This is a genomic window from Streptomyces sp. NPDC003379 (assembly GCF_053589195.1).
Genome location: NZ_JBSFRK010000017.1, coordinates 149,063 through 174,372, shown reverse-complemented (window position 1 = coordinate 174,372; position 25,310 = coordinate 149,063). Strand labels below are relative to the sequence as shown.

The window sequence follows — 25,310 nt, the reverse complement described above, 5'->3', positions numbered from 1 at the left end:
GCGCTACGGGCGGCTCGACGGGATCACCTTCGACCAGGCTCGATCACCTTCGCAGACCGGTTCCCGCCGGTGAACCCCTTTCTCACCAAGCGAGCGGGGCCAGCCGTACCGGGGTCAGGTCGGGCGCCCCGACGTCGTACGCGTCCTCGTCGAACGGATACAGCGGCCGCTCCACCCGGTGATGCCCCAGGCGCGGCAGATCCTGGTCGACGCCGCCCGGCGTGAGAGCGAGCAGCCAGTCCGCCGCCATGTCGTACAGCTCCGGCTCCAGATAGCCGATCTTCACGGCCACGATGTCGTACGTACGAGGGTCGATGCCGAGGCCGCCGTCCCACGGGCCCATGAAGTCGGCCAGGGTGTGGAACGGCTTGCGGCGCTCGACGAGGATCACGGTGAGGCCGCCGGTGCGCACGGCCGCCATGTCCACCCCGCGGTCGTAGGCGCCGCCCTCGGCGCGGTCCTTCCGGTCGGCGGCGCGCTGCAACGCGACGACCGTGCCGGACAGTTCGTACGGTCCGCCGTGGTGGGCGTCGACCTTGCCGCCGACGCTCAGCGTCACCTCCGCGCCCACGCCCGCCTCGAAGCAGCGGGCGACGGCGACCGGGTCGGTGATGCCGGGGTGGACCGCGGTGACCTCGCCGGAGCGGATCGCGTCATGGTCGAGGAGCTTGCCCAGCATGTACGCGAGGTCGCCCGCGCCGCCAGCCGTCGGGTTGTCGCCCGAGTCGCTGATCAGGAAGGGCCGCCTGTCCGAGGCCACGGCCCGCTCGACGCACTCCTCCGCGCTGCCCGTCGGGCCGACGAAGGCGAAGTCGCGGCGCGCGTCCCAGTAGCGGCGGGCGAGCTTCTCGGCCTCGGCCGCGGCGAGTTCGGCGTCGTCGCCGGTCACGACGACGGCGGCCTTGCAGCGCGGCTCGTCGGCCCAGGCGTAGCCGACCCACAGCGCGGCGTCGAGGATGCCGGGCAGCTTCTCGATGTCGGCGAGCGAGGCGTAGAGGGACTTGGCGGGCTCCAGGCGGGTGCTGGTCTTCTCGCCGGGCAGCAGCACCGGGACCTGTACCCAGGCGCGGTGCGGCCGGGTGCCGTCGAGGAGGCACCGTACGAGGTTGCGGGCGGCGCGCTCGCGGGTCTCCCAGGCGTCCTCGTGCGGGGCGAGGCGGTGGGCGGTGAGCAGGTCGACCGGCTCGGCGAAGCGGCGTGAGACGTTGCCGTGCAGGTCCATCGCGGTGGAGATCATCGGGCGGCCGGTGCCGTCCGGGGTGCCGACGGAGTCGAGGGCGGCGCGCACCGCTTCGGTGAGGTCGGCCTCGGCGTCGCTCAGGCCGACGACGCTCATCGCGCCGTGGATGTCGTACACGAGGCCGTCGAGCGGCCCCGCTTCCCTTATGCGCGTGACCAGTTCGTCCTTGAGCCTCAGATACGACTCCGCTTCCACCGGTCCGCCGGGCAGCGAGGTGGCGTGCAGCAGCGGCACCCATGCGACGGTGGCGGCGAGGCCGGAGTCGGGGCGCGTCCACGTGTAGCGGTCGAGGAGGTCCTGGCCGCGCGTCTGACGGAAGTCGTCCGTGGTGGAGCGGTGCGGGCAGAACGTGGAGGACTCGATGCCGATGCCGCCGATGCCGATGCGCAGGCGGCGGTGGTGCGCGGTGGGGGTCATGCGGGTGCGCTCTCTTCCTGGGGTGCGGGGGCGGCCGCAGTGGTGGGGAGGTGGCGGCGCAGGGCGGTGAGGCCCGCGCCGAGGAGGCCCGCGTCGACGCCCGTGACGGTGGTGGTGATCTCCAGATCGGCCGTCGCGAGGGGCAGGCAGCGCTCGTAGAGCACGCCGCGCACGGCGGCGACCAGGGGTTCCGCGGTCGCGAGAACGCCGCCGAGCGCCACGGCCTGCGGGTTGAAGAAGTTGACGACGACGGACAGGACCGTGCCGATGTGCCGTCCGGCGGTGCGCACGAGAGTGGTGGCCTGCGGGTCGCCGTCCGCGACGAGGCGCAGCAGGTCGCTGGTGTCGGTGACCTCGACGCCCTGGCGGGCGAGTTCGCGGATGAGGGCCGCGCCGCTGGCCACGGTCTCCAGGCAGCCGATGTTGCCGCAGCTGCACGGGCGGTCGCCGGCGGCGTCGACGCGGACGTGGCTGATGTCGCCCGCGCTGCCGTTGGCGCCGTCGTGCGGGCGTCCGGCGGAGATGATGCCGCTGCCGATGCCGCGCCCGGCCTTGACGACGACGAGGTGGTCAAGGCCGGGCCGTGCGACGCGGTGTTCGCCGACGGCCATCATCGTGGCGTCGTTGTCGACGGTGACGGGGATGCCGAGCCGCTCGGCGAGAACGTCGCGCAGCGGGTGGCGGTGCCAGCCGGGCATGCGGGACGGGCTCAGGACGCGGCCCGTGGCGGGCTGCACGGGGCCGGGGAACGCGACCCCGAACGCACACACCGTACGGCCCTCTCCGTGCTGGCGGGCGACGAGGCGGTCGACCTGGCCGCAGAGCCAGTCGACCGCCGATTCGGGGCCCGCGGTGATGTCGTGCGGCAGATCGACGGCGTCCCGCACCGTGCCGCCGAGGTCGACCACACCGAGCCGCGCGTGGTGGCTGCCGAGGTCCGCGGCGACCGCGACGCCGCCGTGCGCGGCGACCCGCAGCAGCCGCGGCCTGCGGCCGCCGCGGGAGGCGCCCTCGCCGGACTCGCTGAGGAGTCCGGCGTCGACCAGTTCCTGTACCCGCAGGGACACCGTCGAGGGGGCGAGGCCCAGTTCGCGTACGAGGTCGGCCCGGGAGGTGGCCGCCCCCGAGGAGACCAGGTGGACGATGTGCTGCGCCGACCCTGGTTCGCCGAGTGGTGTTCCGGCCATAGCGCCCCCAGTTACTTCGAAGTCTTCGTTCGAGAACGACATGAACAATAGGTCGCTGCAAAGGAAGTTGGCCAGCCTTGCCGACTTTCCGGACCCTTGCCGAACCAAGCTATTGACTTGTTTTTCAGCTGCGGCCTAGCGTTCGGGCGCCGCCCCGTCGTTCTCCGGCACCGGGGCCGGCCCCGCACCCCTTGGAGGCCCATCGCCATGCGCTCACTCAGGTCCGCGGCGCCAGCCCTGCTCGTCCTCGCGGTGGTCCTCACCGGCTGCGTCCGCGAGGGCGGCCGCATCGACATGGGCCCCACCGGCGGCACTCCCGTCGAGGGCGGCACGGCGACCATGGCGCTCCCGCCGGCCGCCACGCCCAACTGGATCTTCCCGATCGGCGCGCCCGGCTACGGCGCCTCGTACAACTACGGCATCAACTCCCTGCTGTTCATGCCGGTGTACGACGCCGTGCAGGACAAGGCGGAGGGGGAGCTGACCACGCACGGCCCCGGCACGCTGGGTCTGGCGCCGGCGTACAGCGACGGCAACAAGACGGTGACGGTGCCGCTGCGCGAGGGCGTGCGGTGGTCCGACGGGAAGCCGGTCACCGCGCGCGATCTGGAGTTCTGGTTTCGCCTGGTCAAGGCCAACAAGGCGGAGTGGGGCAGCTACTCGGTCGGTACGATGCCGGACAACGTCAAGCGGTTCGAGACGCTCGACGACCACACGGTGCGGCTGCACCTGACGCGCGCGTACAACCCCGACTGGTTCACCGCCAACCAGCTCACTCTGCTGCGGGCACTGCCCCAGCACGCCTGGGACGCCAGGACCGACGGCGGGAGGATCGGCGACTGGGACCGCACGGCCGAAGGCGCCAAGGCGGTCTTCGCCCGGCTGACCCGGCATGCGAAGAGCCTCGGCTCGTACGGCACCGACCCGCTGTGGAAGACCGTCAACGGCCCGTGGAAGCTGGCGGGTTGGCGGGACAGCGGACAGGTCACGATCGTGCCGAACGAGAAGTTCACCGGTCCGAAGTCGGAGCGCCCGCACCTGGACAAGGTGGTCTTCAAGCCGTTCACGACGGCCGACTCCGAGTACAACGTGCTGCGTTCGGGCGGCGTCGACTACGGCTACATCCCGCCCTCGGTGATGGCCCAGAAGGAGAGGTTCGAGGGCAAGGGCTACCGCGTCGATCCATGGGAGGGCTGGGCGGCGACGTACATCGTCTACAACTTCAACTCCACACGCGGCGGCCCGCTGATGAGCCGGCTCTACATCCGCCGGGCCATGCAGTACCTCGTCGACCAGAAGGCGATGAGCGACGTCATCTGGCAGGGCGGCGCGACACCGACGCTCGGCCCGGTGCCGGTGACGCCGAAGAGCCAGTACCTGTCCAGGGCGATGGAGAAGAACCGGTATCCGTACGACGTGGAGAAGGCCCGGCGCCTGCTCACCGCGCACGGCTGGCGGACCAAGGACGGCACGGCCCGCTGCGTACGCCCCGGGGCGGGCGCGAACCAGTGCGGCGAGGGCATCGAGAAGGACGCCCCGCTGGAGCTGACCCTGCTCTCCCAGTCCGGCTCGACCGAGACGACGAACATGATGCAGGAGCTGAAGTCCTCGCTGTCCAAGGCCGGGATCGACCTGACCGTGCGCCAGCAGCCGCTGAACTCGGTCCTCGGCAACTCCGTCCCGTGCGCGGCGAAGGACCCCGGCTGCGACTGGGACATGTCCTTCTTCGGGACGGCCGGCAGCTGGTACTACCCGCTCAACCCCAGCGGCGAACAGCTCTTCTCGACGGGCGCCTCCGCCAACTTCGGCAACTACAGCGACGAGAAGGCCGACCGCGTCATCCGGGCCGTGCAGTACTCCCCCGACATGAAGGCCGTGCACCAGTACGGCGAGTACCTCGCCGAGCAGCTGCCCGTGATGTGGATGCCCAACCCGGCGTACCAGGTCTCCGTGATCCGCAACGACCTGCGCGGCGTCTCGCAGAACCCGACCGTCACCTTCGCGCCCCAGCACTGGTACTACGTCAAGAAGAAGGGAGCCGAGAAGTGACCGGCTTTCTGGTCAAGCGCTCCCTCCAGGCGGTCGTCGTCCTCTTCCTGGTGTCGGTCATCGTCTTCGTGCTCCTGCACCTCCTGCCGGGCGGCCCCGCGCGCGCCATCCTCGGCCCCAAAGGCACACCGCAGCAGATCGACCACTTCAACCACCGGCAGGGGTACGACCGTTCGCTGCCGACGCAGTACGCGATGTACCTGAAGCGGCTCCTCACGGGCGACCTCGGCGAGTCCTTCAAGCTCAACTCGCCCGTCCTCGACCTGCTGAGGCAGCGCCTGCCGAAGACGCTGCTCCTCACCGTCCTGTCCACCGCGCTCGCGGTCGTCATCGCGGTCCCGCTCGGCCTGCTGCAGGCCGTGCGGCGCGGCAAGGCGTCGGACTACGCGCTGACGGGCCTCGCCTTCCTGCTGTACGCGACGCCGGTGTTCTTCCTCGGCCTCATCATGATCATCCTGTTCGCGCAGGTCATACCGGTCTTCCCGGCGGAGGCGCCACAGGGCGAGACGGTCGGCGAACTCCTCGGCGACTTCAGCGGCCTTGTCCTGCCGGTCGTCACCATGGCCTTCGGCATCGTCGCCATGTTCAGCCGCTACATGCGCTCGGCGGTCCTGGACAACCTCACCGAGGAGTACGTCCGTACCGCCATGGCCAAGGGCCAGTCGAGCCGCCGGATCATGGTCAGGCACGTCCTGCGCAACGCCCTCATCCCGCTCGCGACGCTCCTCGGCCTCTACCTGCCGACGCTCTTCAGCGGCGCCCTCGTCGTCGAGTCGATGTTCAACTACCCCGGCATGGGCCTGCTGTTCTGGAACGCGGCGCAGGGCTCCGACTTCCCCGTCCTGCTCGGCGTGACACTCGTCGTCGGCGTCGCCACCGTCGTCGGCTCCCTGCTCACCGACATCCTCTACGCCGTCCTCGACCCCCGGATACGGAGCGTGGCATGAGCACCACGGTCGCCCCTGTCACCGCCCCCGGTCACGAGGAAGCGGCGCGGGCCACCCCCTCGCTGGCCCGCCGCACCCTACGGGTCTTCACCGGCAACAGACTCGCCCTCACGGGCGTGGTCGTACTCGCCCTGCTGCTGGCGTTCAGCTACCTCGGCCCGCTCCTGTACCCCACCGAGCAGATCCACACCGACCTGTCCCGGGCCAACCTCCCGCCCGGCAGCCCCGGCCACCTCCTCGGCACCACCGACCTCGGCTACGACATGATCGGCCGCCTGATGGCGGCCGGCCGTACGTCCCTCGAAATCGGCCTGGCGGCGGGCCTGTTGGCGACCCTCTTCGGCACCGTCTACGGCGCGATCGCCGGATACCTCGGCGGCTGGGTCGACGCCACGATGATGCGCGTGACCGACGCGGCGCTCGCCATCCCCGCGATGTTCCTGCTCGTCGTGGTCGCCGCGATCATCACGCCCAGCAAGGGCGTCCTCATCGTGATCATCGCGTCGGTCGCCTGGCTCTCCCCCGCCCGCCTGGTACGCGGCGAGGCGCTGTCGCTGCGCGACCGCGAGTACGTCCAGGCCATGCGGATGATGGGCGGCAGCGGCACCCGGGCCGTCTTCAAGCACATCGTGCCGAACGCCATCGGCACGGTCATCGTCAACTGCACGTTCCAGATCGCCGACGCGATCCTCTACGTCAGCTACCTCGCCTTCCTCGGCCTGAGCATCCCGCCGCCCTCGGCCGACTGGGGCTCGATGCTGTCCTCCGGCATCACCTACACCCAGAACGGCTACTGGTGGCTGATCTTCCCGCCGGGCATCGCGATCGTGCTGGTCGTCGCCGCGTTCAACTTCATCGGCGACGGGCTGCGGGACGCGTTCGAAGTGCGGCTGCGGAAGTAAGGGAGTACCGAAAAAGATGACCGAGCCCCTGCTCACCCTCGACGACCTGCGCGTCGACATCGCCTCGCGAGAACGCACCGTCCACGCCCTCGACGGCGTCTGTCTGACCCTCGCCCCCGGTGAGGCCCTGGGCATCGTCGGCGAGTCCGGCTGCGGCAAGACGATGACCGCGCTCAGCGTCCTCGGCCTGCTGCCGCCCGGCGGCAGGATCACCGGCGGACGCGTCCTCTTCGACGGCCAGGACCTCGCGACCGCTCCCGCGCCCGCCCTTCAGGACGTACGGGGGGACGCCATCGGCATGGTCTTCCAGGACCCGCTCACCTCTCTCAACCCGACGATGACGATCGGCGCGCAGGTGGCGGAGCCGCTGCTCCTGCACCGGCCCGGCATCGGCAGGAAGGAGGCGCGGGCGCGCGCCCAGGAGATGCTGCGCCTGGTCGGCATGGGGCAGCCCGCCGAGCGCATGAGGGCCTACCCGCACCAGCTGTCCGGCGGCATGCGCCAGCGCGTGGCGATCGCCATGGCCCTGGTCTGCGAGCCGAAGTTGCTCATCGCGGACGAGCCGACCACGGCCCTGGACGTGACGACGCAGGCCCAGATCCTGGAACTCGTCGACGATCTGCGCTCCCGCCTCGGCATGGCGATGATCCTCGTCACCCACGACCTGGGCGTCATCGCCGACCGCGTGGACCGGGTCGCGGTGATGTACGCGGGCAAGGTCGCCGAGGAGTCCGACGTACGCGACCTCTTCACGCGCCCGCGCCACCGCTACACCGAGGCCCTGTTCGCCGCGCTGCCCGAACGGGCGGCCGGTACCGGCACCGAACTGCACACCATCCCGGGCCTGCCGCCGAACCTCGCGGCACGCCCCACCGGCTGTCGCTTCGCACCGCGCTGCACCTTCGCCACCGACGAGTGCCGCGCCGAGGAGCCGCCGCTCGTGGACGACGAGGTGCGGGGCGCGGAACACCGGTTCGCGTGCTTCCACCCGGTGCCCGCCCCGGACGAGGCCGCGTCCGAGGCGGAAGTGGTGATCCCGGCGCCCGCCCCGCCGGCCGCCGCGCCCGGCGACGTACTCCTCGAACTGGACGCGCTCGTCAAGGAGTTCCCGCTGAAAGGCGGACCGTTCTCGCGCGGCCGCGGCACCGTCAGCGCGGTCGGCGGGGTGTCGCTCACCGTCCGCAAGGGCGAGACGTTCGGCTTGGTCGGCGAGTCCGGCTGCGGCAAGACCACGCTCGGGCGGATCGTCGCGGGCCTGGAGGAGCCGACCGGCGGGGCGGTGCGGTTCGAGGGCGCCGATCCGACGCGGATGTCACGGGGAGAGCGGCGCGCGCACCGGCGGCGCGTCCAGCTGATGTTCCAGGACTCCACCGCCGCGATGGACCCCCGGATGCGGGTCGGCGAGATCCTGCGCGAACCCCTGGTCATCCAGGGCGTCGGCAGCCGCGCCGAACAGCAGGAACTGGTCGCCGAGCTGCTCGACGCCGTCGGCCTGCCGCGCGGCGCCGTGCACCGCTACCCGCACGAGTTCTCCGGCGGACAGCGCCAGCGCCTCGGCCTCGCACGGGCGTTGACGCTCTCCCCCGATCTGGTGGTCACCGACGAGCCGGTGTCCGCGCTCGACGTGTCGGTACAGGCGCAGATCCTGAACCTGATGCGGAAGCTCCAGCGCGAGCGGGGCCTGACCTATCTGTTCATCTCGCACGACCTGGCCGTCGTACGGCACCTGGCGGACACGGTCGGCGTGATGTACCTCGGCAAACTGGTGGAGTCGGGTCCGGCCGAGGAGGTGTACGAGCGTCCCCTGCACCCCTATACGCGCGGCCTGCTCGACACGGTGAACCTGCCCGATCCCGACGCCGCGTCCGGCATGCGGCACACGCCCCTGAAGGGCGAGACCCCGTCCGCGGCGAAGCCCCCCTCGGGCTGCCGCTTCCGCACCCGCTGCCCCCTCGCGCAGGACGTGTGCGCCACGACCGAACCTCCGGTGAGCACACCGAACGGGGAGGGACACCAAGTGGCCTGTCACTTCCCGCCGGCCTCGCCTCGGCTAGCGTCGGCCGTGTGAATCTCGTCGATGTCCTCGCCCGTCGCCCGGTCGTGCTCGACGGCGGCCTCTCCAACCAGTTGGAGGCCGCCGGGCACGACCTGAGCGACGCCCTGTGGTCGGCGCGGCTGCTCGCCGACGAGCCCGCGGCGATCGAAGCCGCCCACCGCGCGTACTACGAGGCGGGCGCCGAGGTCGCCATCACCGCCAGCTATCAGGCGACGTACGAAGGTTTCGCGCGGCACGGCATCGACGCACGCCGAACCTCCGAGCTGCTGCGCCTCGGCGTGGAGTTGGCGCGGCGCGCCGGTGCCGGGCTCGGCCACGCGGTGTGGGTGGCCGCGTCGGCGGGACCGTACGGCGCGATGCTCGCCGACGGCTCCGAGTACCGGGGGCGGTACGGACTCACCGTGGACGACCTTGAGCGCTTCCACCGGCCCCGCCTGGAGACCCTCGCCGCGGCGGAACCGGACGTGCTCGCCCTGGAGACGGTCCCCGACACCGACGAGGCGCGGGCGCTGCTGCGTGCGGTGCGCGGCCTCGGAGTGCCCGCCTGGCTGTCGTACAGCGTCGAGGGCGATCGCACGCGCGCGGGACAGCCCCTCGCCGAGGCCTTCGCGCTCGCCGCCGACGCGGAGGAGGTGATCGCGGTCGGTGTGAACTGCTGCGATCCGCGCGACGCCGACGCGGCGGTCGCGCTGGCCGCGCGCGTCACCGGCAAGCCCGTGGTCGTCTATCCCAACAGCGGGGAGACGTGGGACGCCGGGGCCCGGGCCTGGCGCGGGCCCGCTCGGTTCGCGGCCGGTCAAGTGGCCGGGTGGCGGGCGGCGGGGGCGCGGCTGGTGGGCGGGTGCTGCCGGGTGGGCCCCGCGGCTATCTCGGAGGTGGCGCGGGAGCTGTCGTCGCAGGGGCGGTCGACGGGGTGAGGAACGGCGTCGACCTGCGGGAACGCCCGCACCGGAGGGTGACTGTCAGTGGTGGGGTGCAGACTGACGGATACGTGAGACAACGACGTCCCGGAGGTGGCCGTCATGGCCGATGTACTTCTGACCGTAGGCACCCGCAAGGGCCTGTTCATCGGCCGCAGGCGCGGTGGCGCCTGGGAGTTCGACGACAGCCCGTACTTCAACGCGCAGGCGGTGTACTCCGTCGCGATCGACACCCGGGGCCCGACACCACGGCTGCTGGTCGGCGGCGACAGCGCGCACTGGGGCCCGTCCGTCTTCCACTCCGACGACCTGGGGCAGAAGTGGACGGAGCCCGCGAAGGCCGCCGTGAAGTTCCCCAAGGACACCGGGGCGTCGCTGGAGCGGGTGTGGCAGCTGCACCCGTCGGCCGCGGAGCCGGACGTGGTGTACGCGGGCACGGAACCGGCCGCGCTGTACCGCTCCGAGGACCGCGGCGAGAGCTTCGAGCTCGTCCGTCCGCTCTGGGAACACCCCACGCGTTCCAAGTGGGTTCCGGGCGGTGGCGGTGAGGGCCTGCACACCGTCCTGACCGACGCGCGCGACGCCCGCGCGGTGACGGTCGCGGTGTCCACGGCGGGGGTCTTCCGCACCCTCGACGGCGGGGAGAGCTGGGCCCCGTCGAACAAGGGCGTCTCCGCGGTGTTCCTGCCGGAGCCCGACCCGGAGTTCGGGCAGTGTGTGCACAAGGTCGCGCGGGACGCGGCCGATCCGGACCGGCTGTATCTGCAGAACCACTGGGGTGTGTACCGCAGCGACGACGCGGGCGCGCACTGGACGGACATCGGCGATGGTCTCCCCTCCGACTTCGGCTTCGCCGCGGTCGCGCATCCGCACCGCGGCGGCACGGCGTACGTCTTCCCGATCACCGCGGACAGCGACCGGGTGCCCGCCGACCGCCGTTGCCGCGTCTACCGCACGGCGGACGCGGGCGGGAGCTGGGAGCCGCTCAGCGCGGGCCTGCCGCAGGAGGACCACTACGGCACGGTGCTGAGGGACGCCATGTGCAGCGACGGCAACGACCCGGCGGGCATCTACTTCGGCAATCGCAACGGCGAGGTGTACGCCTCGGCGGACGACGGCGACAGTTGGCGGCTGCTCGCCTCGCACCTGCCGGACGTACTGTGCGTGCGGGCCGCGGCCATCGGTTGATCGACGCCACCGGTACGGCAGTAGGGTGACGGCGTGGCACCACGACCCTTGCATGAGATCGTCGAACCCGGCTGGGCCAAGGCCCTGGAGCCGGTGGCCGAACGGATCGCCGGGATGGGGGACTTCCTGCGCGCGGAGATCGCCGCGGGACGCACCTACCTCCCGGCGGGAGCGAACGTACTGCGCGCGTTCCAGCAGCCCTTCGACGACGTCCGCGTCCTGATCGTCGGCCAGGACCCCTATCCCACGCCCGGACACGCGGTGGGGCTGTCGTTCTCGGTCGCGCCCGAGGTGCGGCCGCTGCCCGGCAGCCTCATCAACATCTACCGCGAGATGACCGACGACCTGGGCCTGCCCCCGCCGTCGAGCGGCGACCTCACGCCGTGGACGCGGCAGGGCGTCCTGCTCCTCAACAGGGCGCTCACCACGGCCCCGCGCAAACCGGCCGCGCACCGCGGCAAGGGCTGGGAGGAGGTCACCGAGCAGGCGATACGGGCGCTGGCGGCGCGGGGGAAGCCGCTGGTGTCGATCCTGTGGGGGCGTGACGCGCGCAATCTGCGGCCGCTGCTCGGGCAGTTGCCGTCGGTGGAGTCCTCGCATCCCTCCCCCATGTCGGCGGACCGCGGTTTCTTCGGCTCGCGTCCTTTCAGCCGGGTCAACGACCTGCTGGTCCAGCAGGGGGCGCAGCCGGTGGACTGGCGGCTTCCGTGACGGACAGGGCGTACGTACTGGGTGTCGACTCGGGGGGCTCCGGACTGCGGGCGGCCCTGGCGGTGCCGGACGGCGCGCACCGTCCCGGCCGCGTGCGTTCGACGGAGCCCGTGCGTTCGACCGAGCCGGTGCGCACCGGCGCCGGGGGGATCGACGCCGCGCACTTCATGGAGCAACTCCTGCCGATGGCGAGGGCGTTGCTGGAGCGGGCGGGCGGCGGGCGGATCACGGCCGTCGCCGTGGGCGCCGCGGGGATGGCGACTCTCGGCGACGACCTGCGCGCCGAGTTGCCGTCCGCGCTCGAAGGCGCCCTGGGTGTACGGCGTCTGGCGCTGGCCGCGGACGCCGTGACCGCGTACGCGGGCGCGCTGGGCGATCGTCCCGGAGCGGTCGTCGCCGCGGGCACCGGCATGATCGCGCTCGGCACCGACCTGACGGTCTGGCGCCGCGCCGACGGCTGGGGCCATCTGCTCGGGGACTGCGGCGGCGGCGCCTGGATCGGCCGGGCGGGACTCGAAGCGGCGATGCGGGCGCACGACGGCAGACGGGGCGGGTCGACGGCGCTCCTCGCGCGGGCGGAGAAAGTGTTCGGTCCGTTGGCGGGGCTGCCGGGCCGGCTCTATCCCCGTGCCGACCGGCCCGCGGTCCTCGCCTCCTTCGCGCCCGAGGTGGCCGGCTGCGCGGCGGACGACGCCGTGGCGGGCGGCATCCTGCGGGACGCGGCCCGCCACATCGCCGATGCCGCGGCGGCCGTCTGCCCACGGTCCGAGGCGAGCGAAGTCGCCCTGTCCGGCGGCCTGTTCCAGATGGGCGAGCCGCTGCTCGCCCCGCTGCGCGAGGAGCTGGCCGTACAACTGCCGCACGCCCGGCAGGTCCCCGCGACCGGCGACCCGCTCGACGGCGCCCTGCGCGTAGCGGTCGATGTCGCCCGTGACCAGCTGCGACTGCCGCGCGACGCACGGATGCTCTCCGTCCACGGAAAGGGCGACAGTTGACCTCTACGTAACTCATCAGACAAAAACGTACTTATACCGCCCAGCTGCACCCTCCCCGAACAGCGGAGACCCGCAAGCCAGTAGCATGCGGGCGCATGAGCTCCCCCACTGGGCCCCCATCCGGCCTGCCCGTACGAATGCCGCGCCCCCGTCAGCCGGGCCGGCACCGCCGTCCGGAGCCCGTCGCGGCTCCTGAGGGCGCGCCCGCACTCGTCCTCGCCGTGCCGGGCGCCCCCAGCACCACCACGCGCGGCCTCGCCGAGGAAGTCGTGAGCATCGCCCGCTCCGAGCTGCCCGGCCTCGACGCCAGAATCGGTTTCGTCGACGGTGAGGAGGACGCCACCGTCACGTCCTTCCCCGAGTTCCCCTCGCTGCCGTCCGTGCTCGCGCACGCGAGCGCCGAGCGTGCCGCCCGCTTCGAGCGGGCGCGTGCCGCCGGTGCCGAGGTCAGCGAGCCCGAGGGCCCCGTGGCGGTGGTCGTGCCGCTGCTGGCGGGTCCTGACAGCGCGCTGATGGGCCGCATCCGGCAGGCCGTCGTGGACAGCGGTACCGCCGCCGAGCTGACGGATGTGCTCGGCCCTCATCCGCTGCTTGCCGAGGCGCTGCACGTACGCCTTTCGGAGGCCGGGCTCGCCCGCGCCGACCGCGCCCGTCTGTTCACCGTGACCACCGCGGCGGACGGCATCGTCCTCGCCACGGTCGGTGGCGAGGAGGCCGTGCAGGCCGCTGGGATCACCGGCATGCTGCTCGCCGCGCGCCTCGCGGTGCCGGTGATGGCGGCCGCGCTCGACGAGGAGGGCGCCATCGCGGCGACCGCCGAGCAGCTGCGCGGCTCCGGCTCGGCCCAGCTGGCGCTCGCGCCGTACCTGATCGGCCCCGAGCTCGACGCGGGCCTGCTGGACGCGGCCGCGAAGGAGGCGGGCTGCTCGGTCGCCGAGCCGCTCGGCCCGTACCCGGCGATCGGCAAGCTGGCGCTGTCCAAGTACACGACGGCGCTCGGCATCACGCCGCAGCAGCCTTCGGGGATGCCGGTGCACTGAGTACGTACGTACGTCGATGGGCCCGCCCCGTGTGTGGGGGCGGGCCCCTTCGCGTACGCACGTGAAGGGCGGGCGGGCCGGCCTCAGTCGAAGATCACGCAGGAGGCGGCGGGCGCCTTGATCGAGCCGGCCTTCCGTGGGATGCCCGTGCCGTGGTCGATCGTGAACCAGGTGACGTCACCGGAGCGCTCGTTGGCGGCGTACAGATGCCGTCCGGAGGGGTGGATGGCCAGGTCGCGCGGCCAGTGGCCGCCGCACTGGACCGTCGCCGCGAGTCGTGGCGCCTCGCCCGCCTCGTCGAGCGCGAGGACCGAGATGACGTCCGCGCCGCGCGTGGCGGTCCACAGGAACCGCCCGTCGGGCGCGACGACGACCTCCGAGGGGTAGATGTCGCCGTCCGGGACGTCGACGAGGACGGAGACCTCACTGATCGGCTTGAGGGTGCCTTCGTCGGCGTCCCAGGAGCAGACGGTGAGCGTGGGGGTGAGTTCGTTGAGGACGTACGCGCGGTCGCCGCGCGGGTGGAAGGCGAGGTGCCGCGGGCCCGAGCCCGGACGCAGCGCCACTTCGCGGTGGAGCGTCAGTCCGGCGTCGCCGAGCGCGCAGACGCGTACGGAGTCCGTGCCGAGGTCGACGCTGACCGCCCAGCGGCCGCTCGGGTCCGCGAGGACCTGGTGGGCGTGCGGGCCCTGCTGGCGCTGCGGGTGCGGTCCGGAGCCCGTGTGCCGGAGTTCGCCCGCCGGGGCGGCGAGGCCGCCGTCGTCGCGCAGCGGGACGGCGGTGACGCTGCCCGAGCGGTAGTTGGCGGTGAGCACGTGGCCGTCGTAGAGGGCGAGGTGCGTGGGCGCGGAGCCGACGGGCACGGGTCGGCCGGTGAGTTCCGGCTTGTCCCCTCCGAGGCGGTACGCGGCGAGGGCGCCGTCCGATGTCTCGCTCACGGCGTAGAGGGTGTCGCCGGTGGGCGAGAGCGCGAGGTAGGACGGATCGGCGACCGCGTCCGTGGCGCTGAGGACGGTCAGCGCCCCGGTGTCCTCGTCGACGGCCGCGGTGAGGACACCGAGGCCCCCGGCGGCGGTGAAGGATCCGATGTATGCCCGTCCGGCGTGGTTGCCGTCGCCCACTGCTGTCCCCTCTCGGCCGGAGCGGCACGTCCCTGGCGCCGCTCGTGCGGCTGACGCTAGCAGTCGGTCTAGACCAAGCGGCGGCGGAGGCCGTCGGGTCGGCACCGACCGGATCGTTCGGGCGGGTGGGTCACGGGAGTCATGGGGCTGTGCCACAGGTCACGCCGGTTCCGGACGGGGGCCCGGAACAACCACATGTGGTTCACCGTTCATCTAGGTGTGGCCGCAGAGGGCCACCCTCGACGACCCCGGCTGGTCCCCCCCGTCCAGCCGGGGTCTTCTCATGTCCGGCACACCGCCCACGCGCCGGCGAGCAGCCCCGCCGCTCTCACCGCCGCCCTGGCCCCCACCGCGCAGGCGGCCTCGCCGACCATCACGCGCGCCGAGTACGACAAGGTCAAGCCGGGGACGAGCGTCTCCAAGATGTACTCCGTCGCCGGCCGCGGCGCCTGCAAGCTCACGTCGAGCAGCGGCGGCTCCGGCTACTCGAGCAAGGTCTACGAGTGCAAGGGCAGGACCACCGCCGCCCAGATGCACAGCATCGCGGGCAAGGGTGTGTGCGTGCGCCTCGCCGACGCCGAGACGGCCGGTGCGAAGTCCGCCAGCTACTCGTGCGAGCAGTCCCGCACGTACGGCAGCGCCGTGTTCACCCTCACCAACGGCAAGGTGGTCAGCCGGGCGCAGTACGGCCTGCGCTGACCGGGATCGTCGAGGTCCGGCCCTCGCGCCGGGTCAGGTCCATGCCTGTCGTTCCTGGCCGCGCGGGTCGTCGACCCGGGTCCAGTCGGCGTCGACACGCATGGTGGCCCGGCGCTCGGGGCCGTACGGATCCCAGCCGGGATCGCCCGTCGCGGCGAACCGGATGATCCATGTGCCTCGGGCGGGACCTGCGGTACGTGTCCACGAGCCGGACCGGCCGGATCGGGGTGCGCGCGTGCCGCGACGGCGTCGACGTCCGCGCTGGTCGAGGTGGCGTACGCGTCCACCGGGGCCAGGCAGAGGTTCGCCTGCTCCGCCTGCTCGCCCGCGCGACCGCCCCGCCGGCCGGTCCGGGAAGTGTCAGTGCTGTCTCCTACCATCCGCACCATGCGTAGATCGTTCATGGTGGCGGGTCGGAGACTGTCGTATCTCGACTTCGGGGGACCCGGCCGGCCGCTTCTGGCCCTGCACGGGCATTACAACGAAGCGTCGGCGTTCGCGCCGTTGGCTGCGGCGCTGGCTCCGCGGTGGAGAGTGATCGCGCTCGATCAGCGTGGGCATGGAGAGTCCGACCGTGCTCACAGCTACGAGCGGGACGAGTATGTAGCCGACGTAGCGGCCTTCCACCGGCATCTGGCAGTCGGCCCGGTGGCGGTGCTGGGCCATTCGTTGGGCGGGGTGAACGCCTACCAGTTCGCGGCCCGGCACGCGGACAAGGTCAGCGAGCTGATCGTCGAGGACATCGGGGCGGTGGTGGACTGCGACTGGTCGTTCACCACACGTCTTCCCGTCGTCGCGCCGTCCCGCGAGGCGCTGGCCGCGGCTCTGGGTGCGGCGGTGCCCTATCTGGAGTGTTCCTTCCGTCAGAAGGAACAGGGCTGGGGGTTCTCCTTCGGCATCGCCGACACCGTGGCGTCCCAGAAGGCGCTCAACGGCGATCACTGGAATGACTGGATATCGGTGTCCTGCCCCACGCTGCTGGTCCATGGAACCCGCAGCGACGAGTTGGCGGCCGCTCATGCCCAAGACATGGTCGCCCGCCGGGCCGGCAGTATCCGCCGTGTCGAGCTGCCCGCCGGTCACGTCGTGCACCACGATGTTCCGGACCGCTTTGCGGACGCGGTCACCGGTTTCCTCTCCCGGCCGTACTGATTCAGGGGGCCCGGAGTCCCTGAGGCACGGACAGCCCACCGTCAGGCGGGAGCCACCGGGCCTCGCAGGGGCTCCGCCAGTGCCTTCAGCGCGTGCTCCAGGCCATGCAGATGGGTCAGAGCCAGTTCGGCACCGGAATGCTGCGATACGGCGGCGGGCACATCGATCTCGCGCTGCGTTACGTCGGGCATGGTCAGCGCCTGCACCGCTGCCTCCACCCGCCAGCACGCGGCGGCGAGTCTGGCGTCGTGGGAAGCATCGGGGTCCGCGGCGACCGACGCCAGGCCGCGCACATCCTGGGCGCACCGGTCAAGAAGCTCCAGCACCCGGCGGGCACGCGCCTTGCGGGCACGCAGCGGGGCGAAGGGATGCACCAGTGGGGCCAGCGAGAGCCGTACCCGGCTCAGCAGCAGTTCCAGCTCAGCGACATACCGGGCCGGGTCCGCGGTCGGGGAGCCGGCCAGGCGGGCCGCGGCTTCGGAAGTGCAGGCGTGGACGCAGTGCAGCGCGCGCTGGATCCACGCGTCGGTGGTGGCATGCGTGGTCACCGGCAGTACGAAGAGCACAGCGAGCGCCGCGCCGAGCGCCCCCACACCCGTCTCCACGACACGCAGGGCGAGCAGAGCCGGATCGAGCACGCCCAGCAAGCCGTAGAGCAGCCCCGCCATCAGCGTCACCGCCAGCATCATCCACGTATAGGACACCGCTGCCGTGTAGAAGATGCCGAACACGCAGACCGCCACGAGCACAGCGGTGGGAGCAGCCGCTCCGTCCAGTGGAACAGCGATCATCAGGCCGATGGCGATGCCGACCACGGTGCCCAGGACCCGGCGAAAGCCCCGTACGAGGGTCTCCCCGCGCGACGCGGTGTTCACGAATATCCACCACACCGCGCCAACGGCCCAGTACCAGCGCTCGTGTGACACCACTTGCCCCACCACCAGCGCGAACGTGCCGCCCGCCATCCCCTGGACGGCCTGGCGCGTGGTCACCCGGGCAAGACCTGCGCCGCCCGGAGCCACCACCGGTACGGCAGCCGGCGGCAGCCGCCTCTCGTAACACCACAAGCCGAAGCGCACCGCTGACGACGCGGCCAGCGAGAGCGCCACCGCCGTGCAGAGCTCCGGCAGCTGGCCCGGCACCGCGTGCAGGAACTGCGCGGCGAAGAACATCATGAACGCGAATATCCCCAGCGCGTGACCTCGCGGCCCCCACCGGCGGGCATACATCCCCGCTCCGAGGATGGCGACAAAGGCCGTGTCCCGTACCCACGGGAAGTCGTGCAAGAGAGCGGCGAGAGCGAGCACCGGGAAACCGGCCACCGGCAACAGGGCCGTAGTGACCGCCTGCCTGCGCACCGACGCGTCGGCCACCGTGAACAGGGCGAGCAGGGCGGCAAGCCCCCCGGTGATCGCTGCGGACAACGAGTGGGTGACCAGTACCGACACCGTCACGGCAAGACTGACACCGAGGACACCCCGCCCGGCGCTGCGCAACCGCAGCCGCCCGGGGTCCGGAGCTACGAACACCCTCTTCAGCACAGCTTCCCGCCCCTCTCGGCAGCCAGACACAGAGAAGGCGCCACGGAGTCCGCAGCGCCATCGACACCCCCATCACACCATCTGGTCTCCACTCGGCTCAACCCAGGTGCGTCCGAGTGGACCAATGGACCAGTCAGCGCGCCTTGCGCAGCGTCAGGGGCGGACCAACGGGCCATGCCGGGGCACGGCCCGTTCGGCACTTGCCCTTCTCTAGAGCGCCCTCTAAATTTGGATTGCTCTCTAAGTAACGCTCTCCAAGTATTCGGGAAGGGTGTGCGCGTATGCAGACGTCCGAAGGGGGGCTGCGTGAGCAGCACAAGGCCAGGCGGCGGATCCGGATCCTCGACGCGACGCGCGAACTCCTCCGGGACAGCCCGGAGTCAGTGATCAGTACGGAGCGGATCGCCGAGCGAGCGCAGGTCGCGCCCGCCACCGTGTACAACCTGATCGGACCGCGCGAAAAGATCTGGGAGGCGCTCGCCGCCGGGTTCATGGACGAACTGGAGCGCCGCCTGGCGGTGCTGGGAGCCGACGACCCGCGCGAGGTCGTCCGGTCGACCGTAGGTCTGTTCGTGGACGACCCGGTCGTATCGCGCCGCATGGTCCGCGAGTGGGAGGAGAGCGGCCTCGTACTCGACCGCAGTCCGCTCACCCAGCTCCGCCAGGCGGTGGCCGGGGCGCAGAGGCAGGGCCTTCTGCGCGCCGACATCAATACTGACGCGTTGGCCGCCATGGTCGGCACGGCGTGCGTGGGCGCGCTGCATCAGTGGGTCGCCGCCCTGATCGACGACGACCGGTTCCTCGCGCGTGCTCTGTTCGCACTGGACGTCGCGCTCGCCGCGGCGGCCGCGGACTCCCACCGCGACCGACTGCTGGCGCCGCTCCGCGCCCGAGGCGCGGTATGACGGGCGGCGCGCTGTCGCGGCCCCGCAGCTTCGTCGGCCGTGGCGGGATCCGGCTCGCGGCGGATGTGTGGGGCGAGGAGTCCGCGCCGCCGCTGGTCCTGCTGCACGGCGGCGGCCAGACGCGGCACGCCTGGGACCGGTCCGGCCCTCGGCTGGCCGCCCGGGGGTGGCAGGTCATCGCTCCGGACCTGCGCGGGCACGGCACCAGCCAATGGTCCTCCGATGGCTGCTACGACCTCGACCTGTTCGCCGGGGACGTCCGGGCACTGGTCACTGAACTCGGCGAGCCACCGCTGCTCGTGGGGGCCTCGCTCGGCGGTCTGAGTGCGCTGCTCGCCGCCGGAGAGGCACCCGGGGCGGCGGTTCGCGCGCTGGTCCTGGTCGATGTCGCCCATCGCCCCGACCCCCGCGGGGCGCGCCGCATCGTCGAGTTCATGCGCCGTCGGCCGGACGGATTCGCCGACGTCGAGGAAGCAGCCGCGGCGGTCGCGGCCCACCTGCCGCATCGCACGCGGCCGTACGATCCCGAGAGACTGCGGAACAACCTGCGACGCCACGGCGACCGGTGGGTCTGGCACTGGGACCCTCGTCTTGTGGACGGCTTCGAGGACCGAATGGACCCGCCCGGCATGGCGGAACGTCTCCTCGACGCCGCCCGCCGCACCGACGTGCCGATCCTGCTCGTCCGCGGCGCGCTCAGCGACGTCGTACGCGAGGACATCGCCGAGGAATTTTGCGACAGTGTTCCCCAGGCGCGGTACGTCGATGTGCTCGACGCGGGGCACATGGTCGCCGGCGACCGGAACGAGCCCTTCATCGATGCGCTCATCCCGTTTCTGAGGGGCCTCGAACCCATGTCACCTGGGGGTGATGGCGACGCCCTCGGGGTGCTGCCCGGTCGGTAGCGTGACGCGCGTTTTCGCCGCTACCGGATCGATCACGGAAACGGTGTCGGACTCCTCATTGGCGACCCAGACCCGGCTGCCGCCCGGACTGACCGCCACGCCCTGCGGCTTCTTGCCCACGGGGACACGGCTGACGGCCCGGCCGGTCGAGGTGTCGATGACCAGGAGCACGTCGGCCGCCGAATCGGCCGCGTACAGACGCTGCCCGTCGGGACTGACGGCAAGGCCTACCGGAGCCTTCCCGACCACCCAGGTGGACAGCGGCTTGCCGGTGGCGGGGTCGATGACCGAGATGCTGCCGGAACCCGTATTCGCGACGTAGACCCTTTCACCGCCCCTGGTGCTGGTGATTCCGCTGGGGAAATCACCCACAGGAATTCCGGCTTTCGCCTGGTTCGTCTCGGACAGCACGGTGACGTCGTTGGTGCCGCTGTTGGTGACGTACGCGGTCCCGTTGGGAAGGGTGGTGATGCTGTGCGGGAGCTCACCGACCCGGGTCGTCGCGACGACCTTGCGCGAAGCGGTGTCGATGACCGACACCGTGTCGCCGCCCCAGTTGGCGGCGAGTACCCGCTTCCCGTCCCGGCTGGAGACGGCCGCGAACGGGTACGACCCGACCGGCACACTCGCCACGACCTTGTGCCCGGCGGTCTCGATGAAGGAGACCGTGTCGGACAGGCCGTTGGCCACGTACACATGGGAGCCGTCCGGTGCCGCTCCCACCCCGGTCGGGCCGTTGCCCGTCGGCGTGGTGGCGACGGGCCTCTCCAGCCGGACGTCGTAGGAGGAGACCGTTCCGGGACCGCCGCTGTTCGCCACGTACGCCACGATGCGCATCGGATAGTCCCGAGCCGCCGCGCCTTTCTTCGCCGGTGCCGGGCGCACAGGGGGCTCGGGAGAGGCAGCGGCGGACGTGCACACCATGACCGCGAGCGCCAGACCGAGTGTCAGGCGCAGCCGCGGACGCCCACGATGTGAAAGCCCGCCGGCGGACTCACGACCCCTGGGTGACCGGCCCGGAGCGAAAGAAACCGGCATCAAATCTCCTTTACGGCTGCCGCACCGGCAGCCTTGAAAGAACAAGACGTACACCCAAACGCCCATAAGGCATTTTGTGCACGGCTTCAAAGAAAAGTCGTTTGTTCACAAAGTGAAAATTGGGCCGGGCTTGCGCTGCTCCACGTCCAAGCGCCCGGGCGGCGACGGCGCACCCCAGGGCCAGGGAAGTGTCCCCGAGCGCCCCGCACCCCACTCGTACGGAGGATGTGCGGGCCGGAAAAGAAGCGGAAGGCTCGATAACGTCCCCGCCCGCTCGATAACGTCCGCGCCCGATCATCCAGGAGTGCCAATGGCGATCTCGACTGACGGTGCACCGCACGAGGAATGCCCGGACATCAAAGAGGAAACGGTTCGGCGAGCGATGGTACGGGCCACGAATAATTTGCTGACCCGCCAGCATGCCGAGGGGTGGTGGAAAGGTTTTTTCCAGACGGACGTGAGTTATGACACCCATGACCTTTTCCTGCGCTGCTTGCTGGGTGTGCCGGACGACCGTTTGGCCGCGGCGAGTGGCCGATGGATCCGTTCCCAGCAGGGCGCGGACGGCTCCTGGCCCCTCGCCTTCGAGGGCGAGGGGCATCTGGGGACCACGATTCAGGCGTATGTGGCTCTGCGGCTCGCCGGGGACAGTCCGGACGAGGAGCACATGCTCCGGTGTGCGGCCTGGGTACGCGAGCAGGGCGGTGTCGCCGCCGGCCAGCTGACCGCGCGTATCTGGCTCGCCATGTTCGGCTGGTGGGAGTGGGACGACCTGCCCGAAGTCCCACCGGAGATCATTGCCCTGCCCAAGTGGGCACCCCTGAACATCTACTCCTTCAGCGCCATCATGCGTCCGGTGCTCGTCGCTCTCAGCGTCATCAGCGCGCACCGGCCCGTGCGACCGGCTCCCTTCCGCATCGACGAGCTCTTCGCTGCGTCCGGCGACGCTTGCGTGCGTACGCCGACGCCTGCACCGACCAGCGGGCGGGAGAAGGTCTTCCACCATCTGAACGCCGCTGTGCGTACGTGCGTGAAGGCCATCCCGCGGCCGGCACGCAAAACCGCGGCCAACGCTTGCGTTCGCTGGCTTCTGAAGCGTCAAGAGGCGGACGGCAGTTGGGGAGCCTGCACTCCGATGACCACATGGGTGGTCCTCGCCCTGCACGTGCACGGCTGCCCCCCGGACCATCCAGTGCTCAAGGCCGCCTGGAGCTTCCTGGAGGGCTGCGTCACGTGGCCCGAGAGCGACGTGCGGGTGTTGCAGACCGTCCACAGCCCCGTATGGGACACCTGCCTGTCCACCACCGCGTTGCTGGACGCCGGGCTGGCCACCGACCACCCGGCGCTGCTCAAGGCCGCCGACTGGCTGCTCACCCGGCAGACCGACCGGCCCGGCGACTGGGCCGTACGGCGGCCCCGGCCAGCTCCCGGCGGCTGGTCCTTCCAGTTCCACAACCAGACCTATCCCGACGCCGACGACACCTCCGAGGCGGTCCTCGCGCTGCGCCGTGTCAGTCCCCCCGATCGGACGCGCGTCGACGCGGCGGTGAGCAGGGCGGCGCGGTGGTGCCTCGGCATGCAGAGCCGCGACGGTGGATGGGCGGCCTTCGACGCGGACAACACCAGCGCCCTCCCCGGCAAGGTCCCGTTCTTCGACTTCGGCGAGTTCTGCACCGATCCGCCAACGGCCGACATCACCGCCCACGTGGTGGAGATGCTGGCCGCCCTCGGGATGGAGCGCGACACCCGTACCCGCCGTGCCGTCCAGTGGCTGCTCGATCAGCAGGAGGCGAGCGGTGCCTGGTACGGGCGCTGGGGAGTGAACCACCTCTACGGCACCGGCTGTGTCGTTCCCGCCCTCGTCGCCGCCGGAGTCCCTGGTGACCATGGAGCCGTCCGGCGCGCCGTCGCCTGGCTGACGTCGGTCCAGAACCCGGACGGCGGCTGGGGCGAGAGCTGGCACTCGTACGACGACCCGGCCCGCACCGGCCGTGGCCCGTCCACCCCTTCACAGACCGCCTGGGCCCTGCTCGCGCTCCTCGCGGCCGGAGAGCACGACGGCGCCACCGTCCGGTCCGGAGTGCGCTGGCTGACCGAACAGCAGACGGAGCACGGCAGTTGGGAGGAGCCGCACTTTACCGGCACGCTCATTCCCGGGGCCGTGGCCGTGCACTACCAGTACTACGGGCACGTCTTCCCCTTGATGGCGCTGGGCCGATACGTCCTGCGCACAGGCCACTCGGGCGCGGGGGCGGCTTGTCATGAAGGCTGAAACGATGGCGGTCCAGTCCGGCTTCTTCGCACCGCGTACCGCGATAGACAGCCTTCTGTCCGAGTTCCTGACGGAGAAGGCACGGAACGCGCCTGTGCCCCACCAGTCGGTGCTCACCCTCATGCTGCGTGACTTCATCTCCGGCGGAAAGAGGGTCCGTCCCCTGCTGTGCGTGACCGGATGGCTCGCGGCCGGGGGACAAGGCGATACGGCGCGGGCCGTCAGGCTGGCCGCCTCCATCGAACTGGCGCACACCTGCGCACTCATCCACGACGACATCATGGACGCGTCCGACAGCCGCCGCGGTCGTCCCACGGTCCACCGGGCGCTGGCCGACCGGCACCACGCGCCGTGGACGGCGCAGCAGTACGGGGTCAGTGGCGCGATTCTCCTGGGCGACCTCGCTCTCGTCTGGTCCGACGAGTTGCTGCACACCACGCCCATGTCCGACGCCCACCGGGCCACGGTCCTGCGCTGCGTCGACCGCGCACGGAGCGAGCTGATAGCCGGTCAGCACCTGGACTTGCTGACCACCGGCGACCTCCACACCAGCGTCGAGACGCTGATGAGCGTCATCCGCTACAAGACCGCCAAGTACACCATCGAACGCCCCTTGCAGGTCGGAGCGGCCCTCGCCGGTGCCGACCGGAAGGTCATGCGCGCCTGCACCGCCTACGGGGTCCCCCTCGGTGAGGCGTTCCAGCTCCGGGACGACGTACTCGGCGTGTTCGGGGACCCTGACCGGACGGGCAAGTCCCGGCTGGACGATCTGCGCGAGGGCAAGTGCACCAGCCTCGTCGTCCACGCCCTGCGCGCCGGCGGCCCGGCCCAGGTGAGCCGGCTGCGTCAACTGATCGGCGACCCCGGTCTCGGGGAGCGGGAAGCCGCGGAGATCCGCGGCCTGCTCACCGACACCGGAGCTCGGGCGGCGGTCGAGCGAATGATCCAGGACAGACACCACCAGGCTCTGGACTCCCTGGCCACGGCACCGTTCCCGCCCGGCGCCACCCGCACGCTGAAGGGCGTCGCGGAGGCGGTCGTACACCGCACGGTCTGAAGCCCGGCCTGCCGACCACGGAGCATGGGGGACCCATTGCCATGATCACGACCATGACCGCGCCCACGGCGACGGTTCTGCGGAGCGCCTGGTGCGAGATCCGCCTGAGCTGGCTCTTCATCAGCGCCGACCGCTGGACCACCATCTTCCCCGCGACCTGTTTCGTCACGGCGGCCGTCGTCCACGCCCGGCCGGCCCCGCCCGCGGCCGCGATCACCCTGGCCTCGGGCGCCCTGTACTTCTGGCTGTTCGTCTACGAGCACGCCCTGGCCAACCAACTCGTCGGCGTCGAAGAGGACCGGGTCAACAAGCCCTTCCGGCCGCTGGTCACCGGCCGGAGCAGCGTCCGGGGCGCCCGGCTGCGGCTGGTCGCCGTCCGGATCCTCTTCCCCCTGTACGGGTACTGGCTCGGTGTCCTGGAGTGGGCCCTGATGTGGCAGATCCTCTCCCTGCTCCAGCACGAGTACGGCTGGTGCCGACACTGGGTGGGCAGGAACGTCTACACCGGAGTCGGCGTCATCGCCCAGCTGGCGGCGGCCTGGGAGATGGTCACCGCGATGACGCCCGACGCCTGGCGCTGGATCATCACCCTCACGGTCACCGTGACCCTCCTCGTGTCCGTCCAGGACCTCCACGACATCACCGGCGACCGCGCTGTCCACCGCCGCACCATGCCCCTGGTCTTCGGGGAGACACGCACCCGCGTCTTCCTGTGCGCCGGCTTCGCCATCGGTCCCGCAGCCATCCACCACTTCCTCATGGCGCCCGCGGGACCGCACTGGTGGATCATCGCCACGGATGTGCTCCTGGGCGGTTGGAGCCTTCTGCTCTCCGTCCGCGTGGTGATGTGGCGTGGCCGGGAAGCGGACCGGCGCAGCTACCGCCTGGTGGAGCAGTGGTACACCCTCGCCCTCGCCGCTTCCATCTACACGCTCCGCTGACCGGGAGGGCTCGACGTGCCCGCACAG

The 25,310-nt window shown here is 71.5% G+C and carries 21 protein-coding genes; 16 read left to right on the top strand and 5 right to left on the bottom strand.

Going from position 1 to position 25,310, the window contains the following annotated elements; translation table 11 throughout:
• Positions 1–82: 82 nt before the first annotated feature.
• Positions 83–1,657, bottom strand: coding sequence for a M81 family metallopeptidase (locus tag ACWDVB_RS19295; protein ID WP_451513684.1), 1,575 nt, complete (start codon positions 1,655–1,657; stop codon positions 83–85).
• On the bottom strand, positions 1,654–2,844 hold the full coding sequence (locus ACWDVB_RS19290; protein WP_451513685.1) for an ROK family protein: 1,191 nt from the start codon (positions 2,842–2,844) through the stop codon (positions 1,654–1,656). Before ACWDVB_RS19290 ends, ACWDVB_RS19295 begins: the two co-directional genes overlap by 4 nt.
• Before the next feature lie 207 nt (positions 2,845–3,051).
• Here ACWDVB_RS19290 and ACWDVB_RS19285 point away from each other — a divergent pair, with 207 nt between their 5' ends.
• From ACWDVB_RS19285 to ACWDVB_RS19245, 9 genes are all read left to right on the top strand, one after another.
• A complete protein-coding gene (locus ACWDVB_RS19285) occupies positions 3,052–4,893 on the top strand; it encodes a peptide ABC transporter substrate-binding protein (protein WP_451513686.1) in 1,842 nt (613 codons plus the stop codon).
• On the top strand, positions 4,890–5,840 hold the full coding sequence (locus ACWDVB_RS19280; protein WP_451513687.1) for an ABC transporter permease: 951 nt from the start codon (positions 4,890–4,892) through the stop codon (positions 5,838–5,840). The genes ACWDVB_RS19285 and ACWDVB_RS19280 overlap by 4 nt, the downstream gene beginning before the upstream one ends.
• Positions 5,837–6,742, top strand: coding sequence for an ABC transporter permease (locus ACWDVB_RS19275; RefSeq protein WP_451513688.1), 906 nt, complete (start codon positions 5,837–5,839; stop codon positions 6,740–6,742). The genes ACWDVB_RS19280 and ACWDVB_RS19275 overlap by 4 nt, the downstream gene beginning before the upstream one ends.
• Positions 6,743–6,758: 16 nt before the next feature.
• A complete protein-coding gene (locus ACWDVB_RS19270) occupies positions 6,759–8,810 on the top strand; it encodes an ABC transporter ATP-binding protein (protein ID WP_451513689.1) in 2,052 nt (683 codons plus the stop codon).
• Entirely contained in the window at positions 8,807–9,715 is a 909-nt protein-coding gene (mmuM, locus tag ACWDVB_RS19265; protein WP_451513690.1) for a homocysteine S-methyltransferase, read from the top strand. The genes ACWDVB_RS19270 and mmuM overlap by 4 nt, the downstream gene beginning before the upstream one ends.
• Before the next feature lie 105 nt (positions 9,716–9,820).
• The gene (locus ACWDVB_RS19260; protein WP_451513691.1) at positions 9,821–10,906 is read left to right on the top strand and encodes a WD40/YVTN/BNR-like repeat-containing protein; all 1,086 of its coding nucleotides are present in this window, start codon (positions 9,821–9,823) and stop codon (positions 10,904–10,906) included.
• Between the two features lie 33 nt (positions 10,907–10,939).
• Positions 10,940–11,617, top strand: coding sequence for a uracil-DNA glycosylase (locus ACWDVB_RS19255; protein ID WP_451513692.1), 678 nt, complete (start codon positions 10,940–10,942; stop codon positions 11,615–11,617).
• On the top strand, positions 11,614–12,612 hold the full coding sequence (locus tag ACWDVB_RS19250) for an N-acetylglucosamine kinase (RefSeq protein ID WP_451513693.1): 999 nt from the start codon (positions 11,614–11,616) through the stop codon (positions 12,610–12,612). The genes ACWDVB_RS19255 and ACWDVB_RS19250 overlap by 4 nt, the downstream gene beginning before the upstream one ends.
• Positions 12,613–12,707: 95 nt before the next feature.
• Positions 12,708–13,652, top strand: coding sequence for a sirohydrochlorin chelatase (locus ACWDVB_RS19245; protein ID WP_451513694.1), 945 nt, complete (start codon positions 12,708–12,710; stop codon positions 13,650–13,652).
• Positions 13,653–13,735: 83 nt separating this feature from the next.
• Here the strand turns inward: ACWDVB_RS19245 and ACWDVB_RS19240 are convergent, their stop codons facing one another.
• On the bottom strand, positions 13,736–14,773 hold the full coding sequence (locus ACWDVB_RS19240) for a lactonase family protein (RefSeq protein ID WP_451513695.1): 1,038 nt from the start codon (positions 14,771–14,773) through the stop codon (positions 13,736–13,738).
• 219 nt (positions 14,774–14,992) lie between these two features.
• Here ACWDVB_RS19240 and ACWDVB_RS19235 point away from each other — a divergent pair, with 219 nt between their 5' ends.
• Positions 14,993–15,472: a hypothetical protein gene (locus ACWDVB_RS19235; protein ID WP_451513696.1), complete on the top strand. Its 480-nt coding sequence runs from the start codon at positions 14,993–14,995 to the stop codon at positions 15,470–15,472.
• A gap of 357 nt (positions 15,473–15,829) precedes the next feature.
• Positions 15,830–16,624 (top strand): alpha/beta fold hydrolase, encoded by a 795-nt coding sequence (locus tag ACWDVB_RS19230; protein ID WP_451513697.1) that lies wholly within the window; start codon positions 15,830–15,832, stop codon positions 16,622–16,624.
• Positions 16,625–16,665: 41 nt separating this feature from the next.
• Here the strand turns inward: ACWDVB_RS19230 and ACWDVB_RS19225 are convergent, their stop codons facing one another.
• Positions 16,666–18,165, bottom strand: a complete 1,500-nt coding sequence (locus ACWDVB_RS19225) for an FUSC family protein (protein WP_451513698.1) — start codon at positions 18,163–18,165, stop codon at positions 16,666–16,668.
• 281 nt (positions 18,166–18,446) lie between these two features.
• Between ACWDVB_RS19225 and ACWDVB_RS19220 the strand changes: the two genes are divergently transcribed.
• Positions 18,447–19,070, top strand: a complete 624-nt coding sequence (locus tag ACWDVB_RS19220; protein ID WP_451513699.1) for a TetR/AcrR family transcriptional regulator — start codon at positions 18,447–18,449, stop codon at positions 19,068–19,070.
• Complete coding sequence (locus tag ACWDVB_RS19215; RefSeq protein ID WP_451513700.1) at positions 19,067–19,975, top strand: alpha/beta fold hydrolase; 909 nt, start codon at positions 19,067–19,069, stop codon at positions 19,973–19,975. Before ACWDVB_RS19220 ends, ACWDVB_RS19215 begins: the two co-directional genes overlap by 4 nt.
• On the opposite strand, the gene ACWDVB_RS19210 is transcribed toward ACWDVB_RS19215, so the two are convergent.
• A complete protein-coding gene (locus ACWDVB_RS19210; protein WP_451513701.1) occupies positions 19,928–20,812 on the bottom strand; it encodes a YVTN family beta-propeller repeat protein in 885 nt (294 codons plus the stop codon). The two genes, ACWDVB_RS19215 and ACWDVB_RS19210, sit on opposite strands and share 48 nt — an antisense overlap.
• Before the next feature lie 511 nt (positions 20,813–21,323).
• Here ACWDVB_RS19210 and shc point away from each other — a divergent pair.
• From shc to ACWDVB_RS19195, 3 genes are read left to right on the top strand one after another with little or no spacing between them, the layout of a single operon-like run.
• Positions 21,324–23,285, top strand: coding sequence for a squalene--hopene cyclase (gene shc, locus ACWDVB_RS19205; RefSeq protein ID WP_451513702.1), 1,962 nt, complete (start codon positions 21,324–21,326; stop codon positions 23,283–23,285).
• Positions 23,275–24,342, top strand: coding sequence for a polyprenyl synthetase family protein (locus ACWDVB_RS19200; protein ID WP_451513703.1), 1,068 nt, complete (start codon positions 23,275–23,277; stop codon positions 24,340–24,342). Before shc ends, ACWDVB_RS19200 begins: the two co-directional genes overlap by 11 nt.
• 53 nt (positions 24,343–24,395) lie before the next feature.
• Positions 24,396–25,283, top strand: a complete 888-nt coding sequence (locus ACWDVB_RS19195; protein ID WP_451513704.1) for a UbiA family prenyltransferase — start codon at positions 24,396–24,398, stop codon at positions 25,281–25,283.
• Positions 25,284–25,310: the final 27 nt, after the last annotated feature.